Source organism: Hymenobacter sp., assembly GCF_035709525.1.
In the GTDB taxonomy this organism is placed as follows: Bacteria; Bacteroidota; Bacteroidia; order Cytophagales; family Hymenobacteraceae; genus Hymenobacter.
This window is the reverse complement of the sequence record NZ_DASTEP010000099.1, coordinates 1-15,620: the sequence shown is the minus strand read 5'-3', so window position 1 is coordinate 15,620 and position 15,620 is coordinate 1. Positions and strand designations below refer to the sequence as shown.

General features: G+C 60.5%; 16 protein-coding genes. 4 read left to right on the top strand and 12 right to left on the bottom strand.

The window, feature by feature from the left end; all coding sequences use genetic code 11:
- Positions 1-61: 61 nt before the first annotated feature.
- The 3 genes from VFO93_RS08610 to VFO93_RS08600 form a co-directional block, all read right to left on the bottom strand.
- Entirely contained in the window at positions 62-643 is a 582-nt protein-coding gene (locus tag VFO93_RS08610) for a TIGR00730 family Rossman fold protein (RefSeq protein ID WP_325133954.1), read from the bottom strand.
- Positions 644-782: 139 nt separating this feature from the next.
- Positions 783-2,576, bottom strand: a complete 1,794-nt coding sequence (gene argS, locus VFO93_RS08605; RefSeq protein ID WP_325133953.1) for an arginine--tRNA ligase — start codon at positions 2,574-2,576, stop codon at positions 783-785.
- A gap of 200 nt (positions 2,577-2,776) precedes the next feature.
- Positions 2,777-3,757, bottom strand: coding sequence for an arginase (locus VFO93_RS08600; protein ID WP_325133952.1), 981 nt, complete (start codon positions 3,755-3,757; stop codon positions 2,777-2,779).
- A gap of 306 nt (positions 3,758-4,063) precedes the next feature.
- On the opposite strand from VFO93_RS08600, the gene VFO93_RS08595 reads away from it, so the two are divergent.
- The 4 genes from VFO93_RS08595 to VFO93_RS08580 all read left to right on the top strand — a co-directional run bounded on the left by VFO93_RS08595 (position 4,064) and on the right by VFO93_RS08580 (position 6,932).
- The gene (locus tag VFO93_RS08595; protein WP_325133951.1) at positions 4,064-5,485 is read left to right on the top strand and encodes an arginine decarboxylase; all 1,422 of its coding nucleotides are present in this window, start codon (positions 4,064-4,066) and stop codon (positions 5,483-5,485) included.
- Between the two features lie 162 nt (positions 5,486-5,647).
- Complete coding sequence (locus VFO93_RS08590) at positions 5,648-5,794, top strand: hypothetical protein (protein ID WP_325133950.1); 147 nt, start codon at positions 5,648-5,650, stop codon at positions 5,792-5,794.
- Positions 5,795-5,946: 152 nt separating this feature from the next.
- Positions 5,947-6,099: a hypothetical protein gene (locus tag VFO93_RS08585; protein ID WP_325133949.1), complete on the top strand. Its 153-nt coding sequence runs from the start codon at positions 5,947-5,949 to the stop codon at positions 6,097-6,099.
- Between the two features lie 62 nt (positions 6,100-6,161).
- On the top strand, positions 6,162-6,932 hold the full coding sequence (locus VFO93_RS08580) for a DUF2625 domain-containing protein (RefSeq protein WP_325133948.1): 771 nt from the start codon (positions 6,162-6,164) through the stop codon (positions 6,930-6,932).
- A 2-nt stretch (positions 6,933-6,934) separates the two neighbouring features.
- Here the strand turns inward: VFO93_RS08580 and VFO93_RS08575 are convergent, their stop codons facing one another.
- The 9 genes from VFO93_RS08575 to VFO93_RS08535 all read right to left on the bottom strand — a co-directional run bounded on the left by VFO93_RS08575 (position 6,935) and on the right by VFO93_RS08535 (position 15,558).
- Positions 6,935-7,591 (bottom strand): HAD family hydrolase, encoded by a 657-nt coding sequence (locus VFO93_RS08575; protein WP_325133947.1) that lies wholly within the window; start codon positions 7,589-7,591, stop codon positions 6,935-6,937.
- Positions 7,592-7,751: 160 nt separating this feature from the next.
- Positions 7,752-10,160 carry a transglycosylase domain-containing protein gene (locus tag VFO93_RS08570; protein WP_325133946.1) on the bottom strand — a complete coding sequence of 803 codons (2,409 nt, stop codon included), beginning with the start codon at positions 10,158-10,160 and terminating at the stop codon, positions 7,752-7,754.
- A 52-nt stretch (positions 10,161-10,212) separates the two neighbouring features.
- The gene (locus VFO93_RS08565) at positions 10,213-10,647 is read right to left on the bottom strand and encodes a hypothetical protein (protein ID WP_325133945.1); all 435 of its coding nucleotides are present in this window, start codon (positions 10,645-10,647) and stop codon (positions 10,213-10,215) included.
- Between the two features lie 178 nt (positions 10,648-10,825).
- Entirely contained in the window at positions 10,826-11,197 is a 372-nt protein-coding gene (locus VFO93_RS08560; protein WP_325133944.1) for a hypothetical protein, read from the bottom strand.
- Positions 11,190-11,576: a DUF2809 domain-containing protein gene (locus VFO93_RS08555; protein ID WP_325133943.1), complete on the bottom strand. Its 387-nt coding sequence runs from the start codon at positions 11,574-11,576 to the stop codon at positions 11,190-11,192. Before VFO93_RS08555 ends, VFO93_RS08560 begins: the two co-directional genes overlap by 8 nt.
- 213 nt (positions 11,577-11,789) lie before the next feature.
- Positions 11,790-12,584, bottom strand: a complete 795-nt coding sequence (locus VFO93_RS08550) for a ferritin-like domain-containing protein (RefSeq protein WP_325133942.1) — start codon at positions 12,582-12,584, stop codon at positions 11,790-11,792.
- 433 nt (positions 12,585-13,017) lie between these two features.
- Entirely contained in the window at positions 13,018-13,392 is a 375-nt protein-coding gene (locus tag VFO93_RS08545; protein WP_325133941.1) for a hypothetical protein, read from the bottom strand.
- Between the two features lie 141 nt (positions 13,393-13,533).
- Positions 13,534-14,985 carry a radical SAM protein gene (locus VFO93_RS08540; RefSeq protein ID WP_325133940.1) on the bottom strand — a complete coding sequence of 484 codons (1,452 nt, stop codon included), beginning with the start codon at positions 14,983-14,985 and terminating at the stop codon, positions 13,534-13,536.
- A 60-nt stretch (positions 14,986-15,045) separates the two neighbouring features.
- Entirely contained in the window at positions 15,046-15,558 is a 513-nt protein-coding gene (locus VFO93_RS08535) for a hypothetical protein (protein ID WP_325133939.1), read from the bottom strand.
- Between the last annotated feature and the right edge of the window lie 62 nt (positions 15,559-15,620).

Sequence of the window (15,620 nt, the reverse complement as noted above, 5' to 3'; positions counted from 1 at the left end):
TGCTTCGGCTGCGCTGCGCTCCGCTCAGCATGACGGGTAGTTTTCATTAAACCAACCCTACTCAGGTCGTGCTGGGCGTCAGCCACTTCTCCAGGCGCGGGGGCTGGTAGCTGGTCATGGCGTCGAGCAGGGCGGCGGCATCGGTGTTTTGCAGCACCTGCTCCCGGTTTTCGGAACGCAAAAACGCCTCGGCGCTCATGTGGTCGAGCAGGCCGAGTAAGCTGTCGTAGAAGCCCAATGTATTGAGCAAACCCACGGGCTTCCGGTGCAAGCCCAGCTGGCCCCAGGTCAGCACCTCAAACAGCTCTTCGAGCGTGCCGAAGCCGCCGGGCATGGCCACGAAGCCATCGGCGAGGTCGGCCATGAGCAGCTTGCGCTGGTGCATGGTTTCGACCACGTGCAGCTCGGTGCAGCTCTTGTGCGCTACCTCCTTATCGGCCAGAAACTGCGGGATGACGCCGATAACCCGGCCGCCCTCGGCCAGCACGGCATCGGCAATGACGCCCATGAGGCCTACGCAGCCGCCGCCGTACACGAGCGTGAGGCCGCGCCGGGCCAGCTCGCGGCCCATCGCCTGGGCCTGTTGGGTGTATTCTTCTTTATTGCCGCTGCTGGAGCCACAGTACACTGCTACGCTTTTCATATATTGATCTGATTAGTAATAAGCTAAAGTGTCATGCTGAGCGTAGCGAAGCATCTCTATCGAGCGGCACCCGAACGGTGCGGCAGAGATGCTTCGCTACGCTCAGCATGACACTTATTTATTCTTGCACGCTTAAAGGCTACATGCGCTCGGGCACGGCGATGCCGAGCAGGCCGAGGCTGGCCTTGATGGTAGCGGCCGTTTTGGCCGACAAGGCCACGCGGAAGGCTTTTTTCACGGCGTCGGCTTCGCCGAAAATCGGCACTTCGGTGTAGAAGCGGTTGTAGCTTTTGGCTACCTCGTACACGTACTGCGCCACCACGGCTGGCGAGAACGTGCGCGCCGCTTCGGCCACCGTGCCCGCGTAGCCGGCTAGCTGCTGAATCAACTCCTGCTCGGTAGGTTGTAGCTCGGTTAGCTGGCTGAAATCGGTAACGTCGGCCACGCCCTGCTCCACGGCCCGGCGGCGGATGGCCGAAATCCGGGCGTAGGAGTACTGCACAAACGGTCCCGTGTCGCCTTCGAGCCGCACCGACTCGGCGGGGTTGAAGAGCATGCGCTTCTTGGGGTCTACTTTCAGCAGGTAGTATTTCAGCGCGCCCAGGCCCAGCGTGTGGTAGAGGCCGGCCAGCTCTTCGTCGCTGAGGCCCTCGGTTTTGCCTTTTTCGAGGGTGGCGGCTTCGGCGGCGGCCACTACTTCGGCCACCAGCTCGTCGGCATCGACTACGGTGCCTTCGCGGCTTTTCATCTTGCCGCTGGGCAGGTCGACCATGCCGTAGCTGAGGTGGTAGATGGCGTCGGCGTAGGGCTTTTGCAGCTTTTGCAGAATGGCGCGCAGCACCTGCATGTGGTAGTTTTGCTCGTCGCCGATGACGTAGACGCTGCTGTCGTAGTGAAAATCCTGGTACTTGAGCTCGGCCGTGCCCAGGTCCTGCGTGATGTAGACGCTGGTGCCATCGGCGCGGCGCACGAGCTTTTCATCCAGCCCCTCGGCCGTGAGGTCGACCCACACCGAGCCATCAGCTTTCTGGAAAAACACGCCCTTGGCCAGGCCTTCCTCGACCCGCTCCTTGCCCAGCAGGTAGGTGCCCGACTCGTAGTAAAACTTGTCGAAATCGACGCCGATGTTGGCGTAGGTGGCATTGAAGCCGTCGTAGACCCAGCCGTTCATGCGGTGCCAGAGGGCCATCACTTCCTCGTCGCCGGCTTCCCACTGTTGCAGCATGGTTTGGGCGGCCAGAATGAGCGGGGCCTGCTTTTTGGCTACTTCGGTCGTCACGCCCTCGACTTCGAGCTGCTTGATTTCCTCGCGGTAGTGCTTGTCGAACAGCACGTAGTACTTGCCCGCCAGGTGGTCGCCCTTGATGCCGGCGCTCTCGGGCGTTTCGCCCTGGCCAAAGCGCTGGTAAGCCAGCATCGACTTGCAGATGTGGATGCCCCGGTCGTTCACCAGATTGGCCTTCGTGACGGTGGCCCCGGTGGCTTTCAGAATCTCGGCCACGCTGTAGCCCAGGAAGTTATTGCGCAGGTGGCCCAGGTGCAGGGGCTTGTTGGTATTGGGCGACGAGTACTCAACCACCACGTTTTTGGGCCCGTCGAAGGGCACGGGCGCGCCGGCCGGCTGCTGACTGAGCGCGGTGAAGAGCTTGAGCCACTCGGCGTCGGCGATTTCGAGGTTCAGGAAGCCTTTCACCACGTTGTAGTCGGCCACGGCGGGCTCGTTGGCTTTCAGCCATTCGCCCAGGGCCTGGCCGAGTTGCTCAGCGCCTTTGCCGAAGGCCTTGGTGAGCGGAAACGTGACGAGGGTAAAGCTGCCGGCAAAGTCCTTGCGCGTGGGCTGGAGCACGAGGCTGGCGGCGGGAATCTGCTGGTTGAAAACGGCCTGCGCGGCGGCTTGCAGGGCGGTTTTGAGGGTTTGTTCAAGCTGTTGCACGAGCGCAAAGGTAGTGGCCCGCTGGCCGCAGTTTAGCGCGCAGCGCGCAACTGCTGGCCGACCAGTGGGGTGAGTTTCCAAACTCACTGCCGCGAAGCGGCACCAACGCCCGCCCCGGTCGCCTCAACGACGCGAGTCTGGAGACTCGCCCCACTGGTCGGCCAGCAGTTGCGCGCTACGCGCTAAACTGCGGCCAGCGCTTACCGCACGTTGCTCAGCACCTCCCGCATGCGCAGCCCGCGCTCGATGGCGTCGGTGGCTTTTTCCAGGATGTTAAACGCATTCTCCGCCATCGTATTTTCGCGGTCGAGCGTGGGATTAATCTCGCCCATCTCGAAGCACACTACGCGCTCGTTTTCCAGCAAGTCCTGGCACAGGTTTTCGCCTTCCGAGAGGTAGAGGCCATCGGCCACCGGCGTGCCGGTGCCCCGGCTAAAGCTGGCATCGAGGCTATCGACATCGAAGGAAATATAAACCAGGTCGCAGAAGCGCAGGTGCTCGTAAATTTCGCGGGCCAACTGGCGGGTGCCCTTCTCCTGGATTTCGGGTACCCGTATCCACTTGATGCCCAAGCGGTCGATGAGGGCGTCTTCTTCTTCCTCGGTGTCGCGCACGGCCACGTATACCAAGTGCTCGGGGCGCAGCTTGGGGCCAGGCTCGCTCAGGTTTTGGAGGCGTCGCCAGAAGAATTCGGTGTCGGCATCGGGCTGGTTGCGCTGGCAGGGGCGGTTGTCTTCGCCGAGGGCGGCGGCCAGGGGCATGCCGTGCACGTTGCCGCTGGGCGTGGTGTAGGGCGAGTGAATGTCGGCGTGCGCGTCTATCCAGATGACGCCCAGCGTTTTATTCGGATACACGGCCTTGATACCCGCGATGGTGGCGTTGGCGCTGCTGTGGTCGCCGCTCAGCACCAAGGGGAACTCGCCGAAGCGCAGCGTCTGCTCCACGGCGCTGGCAATGCTTTTTTGCACGGTGTAAATGGCATCGATGTGCCGGGCGTGCTCGAAGAGGTTTTTGTCGAACAGCGCGTAGTTGAGGTCGGGCACTACTACCGAATTGTAGCGCCGGAAATAATCGGAGCCCTTGTTGAGGCAGGCCACGCGCAGGGCGTCGGGGCCCATACTGGAGCCGCGGGTGCCGGCCCCGAGTTCGGAGCGGACTTCTAAAAGCTTAATCTTGGTCATGGGTGGGAAAAGAAAGCGTAACACGGGCGGCGGCATCGTACCGCCAGGCCGCTAAGCGGCTGGCGAGCGCTGCCTTGCGGCGCGCGGGCGCCGTAGCCATGTCGCTTTCTGCCCCACTGGGCCGATGCGTAGGGCCGAACTCTTTTCGGCCCCCGGCGGTACTTTTGAGCCGCCCACCGTAAAGGTCGGAAAAATCCTTGTCATTGCGAGCGTAGCGCCGCAATCGCCCCGGCTAAGCGCCACTTTTCGGGTGCGGTTGCTGCGCTGCGCTCGCAATGACACTCGTTTTTTAATCTACTCCTTTAAATGGATACCTACCAGGACCTCATCACCCAAACCTTCGACTTCCCGAACGCCGACTTTCAGGTGCGCGACAACGAGCTTTTTTTCCACGACATCGACCTGATGGCGCTGGTAGAAAAGCACGGCACGCCGCTGCGCCTCAGCTACTTGCCTAAAATCAGCTCGCAGATTCAGCGGGCCAAAACCTGGTTTGCCGACGGCATCGCCAGCACCGGCTACACCGGCTCGTATTCCTACGCCTACTGCACCAAGTCGTCGCACTTCCGCTTCGTGCTCGACGAGGCGCTCAAGAACGACGTGCACCTCGAAACCTCGTCGTGGTTCGACATCAGCATCATCCGCTCGCTTTACGAGCAGGGTAAGTTTGGCAAGGATAAGTACATCATTTGCAACGGCTTCAAGCCCGAGGAGTACAAGCGCGACATCACCGCCCTACTCAACGATGGCTTCGAGAACTGCCTGCCCATTCTCGACTCGCCGGGCGAAATCGAATACTACCACGCCCATGTTCAGGAAGGCAAGAAAGTAAAGCTCGGCCTGCGCCTGGCCTCCGATGAGGAGCCGCGCTTCCAGTTTTATACCTCGCGCCTGGGCATTCGCTACGCCGACGCGGTGCCGCTCTACGAGCAGCGCATCAAGGAAGACCCGCGCTTTGAGCTCAATATGCTGCACTACTTTATCAGCAGCGGCATCAAGGACACGTCCTATTACTGGACCGAGCTCTCGCGCTTCATTCACAAGTACTGCGAGCTGCGCAAAATCTGCCCTACGCTCACCACCATCGACATCGGCGGCGGGCTGCCCATCCAGACCTCGATTCAGCCCGAGTACGACTACCCGTACATGATTGCCGAGATTCTGCGCACCATCCAGCGCATCTGCGCCGAGGAGGGCGTGCCCGAGCCCAATATCTTCACCGAGTTTGGCATTTTCACGGTAGGTGAAAGCGGCGCTACCATCTACTCGATTCTCGACGAGAAGCTGCAAAACGACAAGGAGCTCTGGTACATGATTGACGGCTCGTTTATCACTAACCTGCCCGATACCTGGGCCCTAAACCAGCGCTTTATTATGCTGGCGCTCAACGGCTGGCAGCGCCCCTACCGCAAGATTCAGCTCGGCGGCCTCACCTGCGACTCGCAGGACTACTACAACGCCGAGAAACACATCTACCAGACTTTCCTGCCCCAGCTCCAGCCCGCCCGCCAGGAGGCTGCCACCGGCCAGCCGCTCTACGTGGGCTTCTTCCACACCGGCGCCTACCAGGAAAGCCTCAGCGGCTACGGCGGCCTCAAGCACTGCCTCATCCCGGCCCCCAAGCACGTCATCCTTGACCGCGCCGAGGATGGCACGCTCAGCGACTGGGTTTTTGCGCCCAAGCAAGAGGCCGCAAGCATGTTAAAAATTCTCGGATATACTGCGTAAGCTGTTTCTGCGTTAGTAATTTGGAAAGGCGAAAAAGTACTATTTCTATAAAATGCAATAAAACTGGATTTTGTCCTGTTTCTTTGAACCAAGTAAGCCTTTTTCGCACTTACCTTTGAAGTAGAAACAACAACCCAATCCATTTTTTACATTTCTATTTTTATGAAAAAGGTTCTTATCCTCGCCCTCAGCGCCGCTACCCTCAGCCTTGGCTCGTGCAGCCGCGGCACTTGCCCCGCCTACTCGTCGGCCAAAGCCGCTTCGGCCCCGGTTACGGCCAGCACGGCTACCTCGGTAGTAAGCCAGTAGTAGCTATAACAGTTGCGTTATAAAACGCCCGGCTCGCGCAACTGCGGGCCGGGCGTTGCGTTTTATAGAAACTGTATGAAGTGATGGCGGCGGGCTGCTCGCTTTTTCCTATCTTTGAAACCAGAACATCACAATTCATTCTTGATTTCTCCATGAAAAAGCTGCTTATCCTGGCCCTCGGTGCCGCTACGCTTGGCCTGGGTGCTTGCAGCCGCCGCAGCACTTGCCCGGCTTACACTACCTCTACCCACGGCCACGCGGCCCCGGTTACGGCCAGCACGGCTACGCCTATCGTAAGCCAGTAGTTTAGAAAATTACTCAGCAACAAGATGCCCGACTGGTTAGGTACCAGTCGGGCATCTTTGCATTGAAGCAAGCCAATAATTATTCAGCAATGAAGCGGATAATCAGCGTTTTCATCTTCCTCTTCTTTATCGGCTTAGCTTGGCCATTCTCTACGCAAGCGCAGCAAATGTCTAAACGCTCACTACGAGAGTTAATTAATAGAGAAGAGCCTGGCTGGGACTTAGTAAGCTCTTGGATTAAGCAAGCAACAAACAAGGTCCAAGTGCTACCCAAAATACCTGCCCGCGCCGATAGTGCTTTGCTGGCTGCTCAGGTAACAACCCGGTCACCGATGGGCGCTGTTATCTACGAAACCGGCGGCATCTTGGTGGATAACGGCTGGGTACGCATTTTGGGCTCGGGCAGCCCAGCACTTGACCGTGACCTCATGGGCTGGAACAACGGCAAGCAGCGGGGTTTCTTACTAGTAGCTGATGACGTGCTCGGCGGATTCTACGCTATTAATGCGGGAGCTTTTGGTCAAGAATCAGTAGGCAAAATATTCTATTTCGCACCGGAGAGCTTGCATTGGCAGCCTCTTGACAAAAGCTATTCTGATTTTCTTATCTTTTGCTTCTCCGGAAATCTTGCCGACTACTACCACGACCTGCGCTGGAAGGGTTGGGAGCAGGAAATAAGCGCTTTATCTGGCAATCAAGGACTGGCCTGCTATCCATTTCTATTTACCAAAGAAGGCAAAAAGATAGCGAAAAACAAACGCGGTGTAGTGCCAATCAGTGAGTTGTGGACCTTTGGCCAAGATATGCAGCGCCAACTAGATGGTACTCATTGAGCTTAGGCCAATTCCTTCACCCGCTCGGCCGACAGCTCTGAGAAATCCCGAATAACCACGTCGGCCTGCCGCAAGTCCTGCCCCGCCGAGTGCTCGCTGGCGTAGCCCACGCAGTAGATGCCCGCCGCCTTGGCCGCCGCCACGCCGTTGGAAGAATCTTCGATGACGATGCACTCCCCTACCGGCGTGCCCGACACTTCGGCGGCGTGTAGGAAAATGGTGGGGTTGGGCTTCGACTCCGCAAAGTCTTCACCGCTGACGAGGTGCGTGAAATAGGGCGCTAGCCCGAAGCGATTGAATACCCGTGCAATCGTGCCCTTAGAGGCCGAGGAGGCCAGCACCAGTTGCACGCCGTGCGCGTGCAGGTCTTCGATGAGGGCGCGCACGCCGGGCAGCAGGTCGAGGTCGGCATCGGTGTCGAAGCGCTCGTTGAAAATCTCGCGCTTGCGCTTGAGAAGGTCGTCGATTTCCTGGGTGAGCTGGTATTTCTGCTTTAAGTGCTGGAATACGTTGCGCGTCGATTTGCCCAAAAAGGTGGCGTACTCGGCTTCCGAAACGGGAATATTGAGCTCGCCGAACTGCGTGAAAAAGGCGTGGTGGTGGACGGGCTCGGTGTCGATGATGACGCCATCCATGTCAAAAATTACGGTCTTAATCATGCGGGGGTTAGTGGTTGGTATTTTGGTACGGATTTGGAAAACGTTTGTCATGCTGAACGCAGTGAAGCATCTCTACCGCACCGTTGGAACACAGCCCAGACGATGCGATAGAGATGCTTCACTGCGTTCAGCATGACAGACGTTTTTCAACAAAACGGATTTAATCGGAAGCTTTATCTTCCTCGCTTTTACCGTTCAACTGCTCCAATAAGTTGTCGGCGCTGATGCTGTCGACGGCCTCGGCGCGGCGGCGGCGCGGCTCGTACTCGGTGTAGCACACGTACTTACGCTTGAGCGTGGGCGGCGGCTTGGGGAAGGGGCCGTAGTCGTAATTCAGCTTTTTATCCTGGTACACCTTCTCCATGAAGCGGCCGAAAATGGGCAGCGCCATGCGCCCGCCCTCGCCCTGCTGCGAGCGTAGGAAGTGGATGCTGCGGTCTTCGCCGCCCACCCACACGCCCGAAACCAGGTCTTTGGTGAGGCCCATGTACCAGCCGTCGGAGTAGTTGGAGGTGGTGCCGGTTTTGCCGCCAATCTGGTTGTCTTTGTGCCAGAGGTCGGGGAAATCCCAGAGCGCCTGCGAGGTGCCGCCGGGCTCTTCCATGCCGCCGCGCAGCATGTAGGTCATCAGCCAGGCCGTTTCGGGCGAGATGGCGCGCTTCTGCACCGGGTCGAACTGCTGCAATACGTTGCCGTGGCGGTCTTCGATGCGGGTGATGAGGCGCGGCGTGGAGCGGAAGCCGCTGTTCATAAACGTGGAGTAGGCATCGACCATCTCGTACACGCTCACGTCGCCGCCCGAGCCCAGGCCGATGCTCGGCACCGACAGCAACGGGCTGGTAATGCCTACTTTGTGCGCGTACTGCGCCACCTTGCCCCAGCCTACTTTCTCGGTGAGCTGGGCCGTTACCGAGTTCACCGAGCGCGCCATCGCGTGGCGCAGGGTCATGTTGGTGCCGGTATATTCGCGGGTGACGTTGGCGGGCTGCCACTCCATGGGCTTGCCGTCTTCGATGTAGTTGATGGTCACGCGCTGGTCGCGGATGCGGTCGCAGGGCGAGTAGCCGTTGTCGAGCGCCGTGAGGTACACGAAGGGCTTGAAGGTAGAGCCGGCCTGCCGCTTGCCCTGCCGCACGTGGTCGTACTGGAAAAAGCGGTAGTCTAGCCCGCCCACCCAGGCCTTAATGGAGCCGGTGTAGGGGTCCATCGTCATCATGCCGGCTTGCAGAAAGTGCTTGTAGTAAGCCAGCGAATCGAGCGGCGACATAACGAGCGTGGTGTCATGGTCCTGCTTTTTCCAGGTGAAGACCTTCATCGGGCGCTTGGCATTGAGAGCCGAATCGAGGCGGGCGGGCTGGCCTTTGTAGCGGGCGGCCAGCGTTTTATACGACTCGGTGCGCTTCATCTGGGTTTCGATGAAGTTCGGAATTTCGTGGCCGTCCTCATCCACCCAGGGGTTTTGGCGCTGGTTGCGCCAGAAGTTGTCGAAGGTCTGCTGGAGCGACTTCATGCGCTGGTCCACGGCCTCTTCGGCGTGCTCCTGCATCCGCGAATCAATGGTGGTGTACACTTTCAGGCCGTCGCGGTAGAGGTCGTAGCCGTGGTCGTCGCACCACTTATTGGCCGCCTGGCTGATGGCGCCGCGGAAGTAGGTATCGGGGCCATCGACGTGCTTTTCTACTTGATAGTCAAGCGCGATGGGCGCAGCTTGCAGCGCCTTCACCTCGGCGGGCTTGAGGTAGCCGGCCTGGCCCAGGCGCTGGAGCACCACGTTGCGGCGGCGGGTGGCGGCCACGGGGTGAAACCTGGGGTTGAAGGCCGTGGGATTGTTGAGCACCCCGATGAGCGTGGCAGCCTGCGTGGCCGTGAGGCTGTCGGGCGTGGTGCTGAAGAAGGTTTTGGCTGCCACCTTGATGCCGAAGGCGTTGGAGCCGTACTCCACCGTGTTGAGGTACATCCGCAGGATTTCCTCTTTGGTGTAGCGGCTTTCGAGCTCCACGGCGGTCATCCACTCCTTGGTTTTGGCCACTACCGTGCCCACGCCGGGCACGTGGCTGAGGCCACCCTGGTTTTCGCCCCGCCGGATTTTATACAAATTCTTGGCCAGCTGCTGGCTGATGGTGGAGCCGCCCCGCTTGCTCCCCCGCAGCGTGAAGTAAACCGTCGAAAGCAGCGCCTGCGGGTCGATACCCGAGTGCTCCTTAAAGCGCACATCCTCGGTGGCAATCAGCGCCCTGGTGAGCCAGGGCGACATTTGGTTGAGCGGCACCGGCGAGCGGTTTTCGCGGAAGTAGCGGCCCAGCAGCACGCCATCGGCGGTGTACACTTCGGAAGCTTGCTCAACCTTGGGATTTTCTAATTCTTCCAGGCTCGGAGACTTACCGAAGAGAAACAGAAAGTTGCTCTTAACCAGCAGCGGATACGCCAGAAACAGGCCGACGCCGATAAAAAAGGTCGTCCAGGCCACGCGCACGAGGCGGCGGGTGCCCCGGCCGGGGCGAATGCCCTTGCGAGCAGGCGCGGCAACTTTGGGTCGGTTGGGCGAGGGTGGGGTGTTTTCGTCGGCCATGAACGGCAAATAGCGGAAGCGGGGAGCGGCAAAGATACCTGCCAGCCCAACGCTACGCGGCTTTTAACAGTGCCCGCAGGTGGGCACGCTCGCGGTAGCGGCGGTAGCCGATTTCGGCCAGCGCGGCCAGCGAGAACACCAAACCCAGGCGGTAGCTCCAGTTTACGTAGCGCAATTGTTGCAGCTTGGGCGCGTCCACGGTGCGCAGGTACAGGGCCAGGCCCCACAGTTCATCGAGCAAGGTAAACACCCAGATAGACACGGCCGCCCGGCGGCGCATATTACTGAACACCATCACACCCCGAAACAAATACAGCACCAGCCCCGGCAGCGTGGCCAGCACCAGCAACGGCCTGTCGAGCAAAAACGGGATACCCAGCAGCACGATAGTAGCCGTTTCTTTGGCCAGCTGAAGCGCGCCAATGCCGCGCCCCAGCGGCGAGAGCATTTTGGGCGACGGAATGGGATGAGCGTGCGCGTGCGGCATAATGCAAAAACCAGATGCGTGAGCAATATAATGGCCGGCCGGCCACCGCCCCAACGCGCTGTGCTTAATGGGTGCTGACCAGGGCAAGGCTAGGTGTAGAGACGCAATATTTTGCGTCTTGCGTCAGGGTACGTTACTCAGCAACGCAAGACGCAAAATATTGCGTCTCTACACCTAGCTAAAAATAACTTCCCAATAAGCCGCTACGGTGCAGGAAGAACAACGGCCCGCCCACCAGCACCGCCAGCCAACCCAGCAGCACCACGCCCGCGCCGCCCAAAAATGCGGCCGTGGCCAGCACCCGCACCCAGCCCGGCCCCGCGTAGGCGCGCAGCCAGCGCCACGCCCATACCGTCACCTGCGGCAGCAGCGCCAGTAGCAGCAGCCACAGCAGTACCAGCAGCGTCACGGCGGCGGCCGGCGTATGCGGCCATATCTCGGCCAGAAAAACCAAGTTGAGTACGCCTACGGCCAGGCCCGCCAGCGTGAGCCCGAGGCGCAAACCCAGCGGCGGCAGCGGCCACAAGCCGGCGAATAGCAGCCTACGCATAGCGCTGATGATAAACGCCCCGCAGCCTTTCTGCGCCCCAAATCAAGCCCGCGCCCAGCGTGTAGGCCAGCATATCGACCCACTCAAAATGATTACCGAGCACGATGGCCGCGATGCGCGAGTGCGCCAGCCCCAGGTGCTGAAGCAGGTGCACGTATTGCAGGGCTTCGAGCGTGTAGGCCACCAGCAGCACGCCTACCACTGTAGGGCCAGCGGGCAGCGGGGCCACGCTTTTGACCAGGCAGTAGAGGAATACCACGGCCAGCAAATCGCCCACGTAGGGCCGCACGAGGCGGTCGTGCAAAAAGGCGGCGATGAAGACTTCGACGCAGAAGAGGCAGATGGCACCGTAGAGCCAGTGTTTTTGGGAGGAGGACATAATAATGGGTTTTCTAGCCCTCGCCGCCCGTGAACCTCACCCCCTAGCCCCCTCTCCAAAAAAGAGGGGGGACTAGTTTTTAGCCTTAGCCATAGTTTCTAAAAGCTAGAACTAGAGCTAGTCCCCCCTCTTTTTTGGAGTGGGGGCTAGGGGGTGAGGTTCACGGGCGGCGAGGGCGAGATATTAGTGGCTGTAGGAGCTGAAGGGCACAAATCACCGCGCTACATTCAGGCTAGGCCACTGCCACGCCCCAGCCGGCCCGGCCGATGCGGCGGTCGCCACCGGCTGCCCGCCGCGCACCGCCAGCGGCGCGGTACCGCGCTGCATGGCCTCCACGCGGGCGTACTCGGTGCGGATGGCCGCGCAGAAGCCCACCAGCCCGTAGCCGCCGGCCCGCAGGGTGCGGCGGTAGCTGAGATACACCGTGAGGGCAGTGCCGGCCATGAGGCCACGATAGAACTGCCGCCAAAACCACGCGCCCAGCCAGTTGCGTGGGGGCGAGAGCTGGCGCACGGCCAGGCAGTGGTAGATGAGGTGCATTTCCTCATCGAGCAGGATGCGGCGGCAAATCTGCTGCAACAGCCCCGAAAACGTGGCATTGAACAGGGCTTTGTAGTAAACCGTGGCCACGACCTCGGCCGTGAGGATGACGCGCACCATGTGCACCAGCCCCAGCGGGCGGCCCAAGCCCCGGAAAATCTCGTGCAGCCAGTGGCTTTTCAGGCGCGGAATGCCCTGGCGGTCCATAAACTGGCCCAGCATTTCGGCGTGGCCTTCTTCTTCCTGGATGAAGAGGCGCATGGCGGCCGCGTAGTCGGCATCGCCGAGCTGGTCGGCCAGGGCCAGCAGGTGGTCGCCGCCAGTGCCTTCGCCGCGCTGGAAGGTTTGGAGCGAGGCGCTGATGGCGCGCTTTTGAGTGAGTGAGAGTTGGTGCGGGTCGTCCCAGGCGAGGTCGGCGAAGCGGGCTTGGTTGGTTTGGAAGTAGGTTTTTACGTCGGCGAAGGTCATGGCTACAGGATGTTTACAATTTTTTCAAGCACTTGGCCAGCTTACTACTAACCAAGTCATTATCGCTGCTCCGATTGTCAGCACAAAGGATACTACCAGCATCACATGGAGCAGCAGCCACCATTGCCAGCCGAGCATCACCAGCCAGGAATAGGTGGCCGGCTCAAGCAGTGCTCGTCCTTTCGGCACTGCTCGCCACCAGAGCAGCACCTGCACCATTAGGCTAGCTAGGATACTCAATGGGCCATCCCACTTTGACTTAGTTATTGCACAGAGTAGTGCCCATGCCCCCACGCAGCTCAACGTCCAGCACACGCTACCCAGCAGCCATTGCCCCGGCGTGTGCGGCTTCGCGAAGGGGTTATGCATATTTTTTCTTAGCTCAGAAAGACAGGTTGTTTCAGTATTGATTAGCAATCGGCCGTGTTGCACACTACCTTATAATGCCACCATTGGCACCTATTAGCAAGAACAGAAACACCAGTACCAGGCAAGCCAACTGAAAGAGAATCAGCCCCAGCAGCCAGCAGGTGCTAGCGATATTGAGCCACAAAGGCTCGGTGGATTCGGCCACGGTGTGCCTGCTACTCCACACAGCTTGATACCATATCAGCAGGTGCGCGGCAGCAGCGGCCCCCAGCAGTGTAGTACCAAACCAGGCTCCGTGGGTGCCAAATAGCGTTTCCAGTGCGGTAGTAACTAGGTACCAGACAGCCACGCAGGCCAGGGTCCAGCCCACGCTATGCCGCAGCCATTCGGCGTGCGTGAGCTGTTTTTTGATGGGGGCGGCCAGGGTTTGTTGTTGCATAGGTTTTATAGATAAGGGGGTTATAGTTTTTCATCAGACGAGTGTCGAAACGTACCCTTGCGTCTCCTGTCAGGCAAGCCCAACAATGACGAGACGCAAGGATGCGTCTCGACACTCGTCATGCGAAGCTTCTCAAAATGACTATTGCAGCACTGGCAGCGGCAGCAGCATCTCCGGGCTGCCGGCTGGTGTGGGCGCGGCCCCTACCCCACCGCGCGGGCTGGTGCCGCTAACTTTGCTCAGGATGGCTTCGAGCAGGGGGCGCATGGCGTCGAGGTGGCGGAACTTGATGACGAAATTCCAGAGCGGCTCGAATTTTTTCCAGCCGCCGGCGTAGGCGAAGTGCTTGAGTTGATGGTGCAAGGTGTCATGCACGAGGCTAGCTTTCGTGATATTACCCCAGCTGTAAAAATCTTTATAGGCCTGGTCGTAGCCGTTTTTGAGCTGGCGGGCGGTGAGGTGCGGGCCGGGCTGGCACACCACCGTGCGGGTGTCGTACTCGTTCCAGCGGCGGTGCAGCAGGCGGCCTTCGGCTTCCATGCGCTGGAAGAGCGCCGTGCCGGGATACGGCGTGGCAATGTGGAAAGTAGAGGTTGTAATTCCCTGCTCGACCGCCCAATCGACGGTGCGCCGGAACACGTCGGGCCGGTCGTCGTCGAGCCCGAACACGAAGCTGCCGTTTATCATAATGCCCAACTCATGCAGGCGGCGGATGGCCTGGGCGTAGTCGCGGCCCAGGTTCTGGGGCTTGTTGCTGACTTTTAGGTTGACGGGGCTCAGGGTTTCGAAGCCCACGAACAAGCTCCGCAAGCCCGCCTGGGCGGCTTTTTCGAGCAGGCCGTTGTCGCGCAGGATGCTATCGACGGTGGCCGCGCCCTGGAAGAGCCGCCCCATGCCGCGCATCCCCTCAAACAAGCCGGCCGCGAAGCGCACGTTGCCCAGCAAATGGTCATCGAGAAAGTAGAGGTGGCGGCCGGGCAGGCGGTCGATTTCGGCCAGCGCGTCGTCCACAGTTTGGGTGTAGAAGGACTTGCCGCCGGCAAAAAAGGCGTCTTTGTAGCAAAAGTCGCAGTGGTGCGGGCAGCCTCGCGTCACGACTATCGAATTGGGCACCAGGTAGCGCGTGCGCTTGATAAGGTCGCGCCGGATGGGCGGCACGCCCACCAGCGAGCGCCCGGCCGTGGACACGTAGCGCGCCCGCGCCTGCCCGGCCCGCCAGTCGCGCAGAAACTCGGGAAACGTTTCTTCGCCCGGCCCCAGGAAGATGCTGTCGGCGTGCGGGGCGGCCTCGTCGGGCAGGCTCGTCACGTGCAGGCCGCCCAGGCACACGTAGCTGCCGCGGGCGCGGTAGTGGTCGGCCAGCGCGTAGGCCCGGTAGGCATTGGTGATGCAGACCTGGATGATGACGAGGTCGGGCGCATCGTCAAGGCGCAGGGCTTCCACGTGCTCGTCTTGCAGGTCGGCTTCCCAGTCGGGCGGCAGGTATGCAGCCAGCGTGGCCAGCCCCAGCGGCGGGAAAAGCGAGTACTTGATGGGCCGCCAGTAGGGATTGGTGGCTTCGGTGAGGGCGGGCAGGATGAGTTTGACTTTCATATAGATTGAGGATTAGAATGCGGCCCCGGCCTTGGAGCCATCGTGGGTGGCGTAGTGGTTCTAAGACTCTGCTCGCCGCTCAGTGCCCAGCATTCGGCGCAACTCGGTCAGGTCGCGGGTGGCGTAATCGGCTAATCGCCAATGCACGATAGAGGGCGTGCGGCGGCCCCAGTGGTAGTGTTGCCAGAGGTCGGGCCATTCGGGCGGGGTGAGCAGGGCCAGCGCGAGCAGCGCCAGGTTGGGGATGGACCAGTCGCCGTTGCCCAGCATGAAGGCCTTGAGGCGCAGCTCGTCGGCCGGCGTCATGGGGTAGCCCAGCAGCACGTGTTTCAGGTCGTGCGACTCGAAGCCCGGCAGCAGGTGCAGGCCGTGCGCCGCCAGCAAGTCGGCCACCGTGCGGCCGGCCGTGCCCGGCGGCAGGCCCTGCAACTGCCGCTGCCGCGCTTGCAGCGTCGCCAGCCCGTACCACCGCTGGTACGCCGGGATGACCATCTGGCCAAATACCCGCTTGATGAGCCAATGCACCCAGTAAGACCGGGTAGTTGGTGACGAAGAAATGGTGGGCGACTGCATAAAGCGACGGTAAAAAGGTGGGATTGCTCGCCGACTGTGAGACCCCACCCCCGGCCCCTCCC